Consider the following 2,561-nt stretch of genomic DNA (forward strand, 5'->3'; position numbering starts at 1 on the left):
GGATGTTGAAGTTGTCAATAAATAGATAGTCCCCCTCGGCATAGTAGGCCACCCTGGGGATGTTGGTCAGGATCAGGGATGGCGATAGCGACTGCTCCCGCAGCCAAATCCCTACCTCCTTGCGGCCGATCTTGTCTAACCTTTGGGGTTTAAAGGAGAGGGGCAGGATCGCCAACAGGAGGACTATAACAGGTATGATGGCATTGAGCCTGGGATATCTCGTGAACCTATTATCGATAAACTCCCGCATCTTTACGAAGCCAAACCCGGCCCAGAGGTATAGAACAAAGATGGCAGGGAGGAGATATCTCCCCGAGGCATATAAGAGGGGAAAAAAGATGATGATAAGCACCACCATCAAAAGGGCGAGGTACCTCTCCTCAGGGCTTAACTCCTTTGCCTTCATCCTCCACCCCAGTCCGAACAGAGCGATGAGAAAGGGCAGAGGGTGGGCCTTTTCTATGAACCTGCCGACAATATAAAGGGATCTCTCTCCAATATGAGACAGGCTTGGCCACTGATATACGAACCAACTGCGAAAAATTCTCTCTGCGGCGGTATAGGGCTTCTTTGTCATCCAAAACTCCCAACCCCAGATCCCTGGGATGACAAAGGCCATAATGACCCCAAGGACCAAAATGACCACAAAAAGATAACGATATGCTAACCTCTTCTCCCTCAACCTTTCCTGTAAGCCAACATATACCAGCCAAAGCCCCAATACCAACAACACCTCCAGGGCGATCATGCGGGTCAGGGCACCTACTATGGCAAAGACCGCCGTCCAGATCAGCCATCTCCTTTTCCCCTCTCTCAAAAACCACAGGGAACAATATACCGAGTAAAAGAAGAAAAAGATAAACACCCCCTCCTTCAATACATCTACAGAGCTTCGCAGCATCAAAGGATTAATGAGATAAAATACTGTGGTCCAGAAGGCAGGCTTTGGGCCGAATAGGGACTTTCCTATGAAATAAAGGGGGAATACAGCCAGGATGCTAAAAATAATGGAGATCAACTGGCCTGCCAGCTCGAAATCCCCTGTTATATGGGAAAAAAGAGAGATTAAAAATGGATAGAGGGGAAGCTGGGGCTGGAGCAGGGCCTGAAGATAATCACCATTATAAAAAAGCCTGGCCACAGGTATGTACTGGAAGGCCCCATCTTGGGAGATCAGATAGATCTGGGAAAATGCGTAGAGCCTCAGGATCAGGCCTATAACAAGCAGGGTGACCAAATTCCCCTTATCCTCTTTCGCTAGCTTAAGTCGGAGAAACACCCTCTTTTCTCCTTATCAACTCGGGCCTAAAGGCAATGAGGATCAACTCACCCAATATCCCTCCGGTAAAGTTCATCAAGATGTCCCTGGGGTCATAGACCCTGTTAGGCAAGATCCACTGGATAATCTCGTCCCCACAACCAACAAGGAAGACAAGTGCAGGGATAAAGAAAAAAACCCTCCTCCCCTGGATCATCTCATGCAAGGCAAAGTACAAGAGAACCCCCAATATGGCATACTCCAAAAAGTGGACCCTTTCCTCTGGATACTCGATCTTAGTAAGGATATAGGCGGTGGCCGCTAAGAGACTGACAAGCGATGTAAAAGGTCTCCATCCCCTCCCTTGCTTCAAAAAGAGGTAGATAAGCCCTATGGCTAGCAAGAGAAGGAAAAGATAAACGCCTAAAGAAAAGGATTCGCCTAAGTTGCCCTTCAGAAAATTCAAGATGGGCCTCATTATCGGGAGGGTTGCGTAGATAAAAACCACATAAAAGATCGCCAGATATTGGGCCCTTCTGGGGGGCAGCCATCGTTCTATTTTATGGAAAAGGTCAGCGCCCACCAGTCTCCAACCAGATTCTTTGGCCATCCGTCCTGATCACAATGTTCTCCAATTCATTTGTCCTGAGTACACAACAACCCTTTTCAGAATAGGCCCTTAAGGTCTGAGGATGAGGGGCACCGTAGGGGTTGGGGCCGATAGTCAAAACAGCGATCTCCGGTCCTATGGCCTCAATAAAGGGGTATGTGCTTTTGTGGCCATGGTGCGGTATCTTCACTACATCGCCCTTTAAGCGACCTTTATAAATATCCAACAACACTTTTTCTGCCTTTGGTGTAATATCGCCGGGAAATAAGAAGACGGTCTTTTTATAACAGATCTTGAGAACAACGGAATTATCGTTGGGATCATGGGAGATCCTCCCAGGATGGAGGCACTCTATTTCGACCCCTCCTACATCGTCCAGGTTTTCCCCGCGTCTTATGACCCTCCAGGGGATCTTCCATCGTTGGATAGCCTTATACACGGGCGAATACGAAAGGTTACGAGAGATGTCCTGATTTACCCAGATCTCATCGACCTTTACGCTCTCCAGGATCTTGGGAATCCCGCCTATGTGATCGGGGTGACAATGGGTAATTACCACCACATCCAACTTTTTGACGCCGCGATCTTTTATATAACTCGCTACCCTTTCCCCACACTTCTGGGTACCAGCGTCGATCAGCATCGCCCCTTGCTGGGGCAATTTTAACAAGATGGCATCCCCATAACCAACAT

The 2,561-nt window shown here is 48.3% G+C and carries 3 protein-coding genes; all 3 read right to left on the reverse strand.

The genetic code is table 11. The annotated features are described in order from the left end of the window. A partial coding sequence (locus JRI46_12455; protein MBW2040376.1) for a glycosyltransferase family 39 protein occupies positions 1-1,279 on the reverse strand: 1,279 nt, incomplete at its 3' end. Next, entirely contained in the window at positions 1,263-1,868 is a 606-nt protein-coding gene (locus JRI46_12460) for a VanZ family protein (protein ID MBW2040377.1), read from the reverse strand. The genes JRI46_12455 and JRI46_12460, both read right to left, overlap by 17 nt. Beyond that, positions 1,831-2,561, reverse strand: a 731-nt coding sequence (locus JRI46_12465) for an MBL fold metallo-hydrolase (GenBank protein MBW2040378.1), incomplete at its 5' end; no start/stop codon positions are given. The genes JRI46_12460 and JRI46_12465, both read right to left, overlap by 38 nt.

It is taken from the genome of Deltaproteobacteria bacterium, from assembly GCA_019308925.1.
Lineage (GTDB): Bacteria > Desulfobacterota > B13-G15 > B13-G15 > RBG-16-54-18 > JAFDHG01.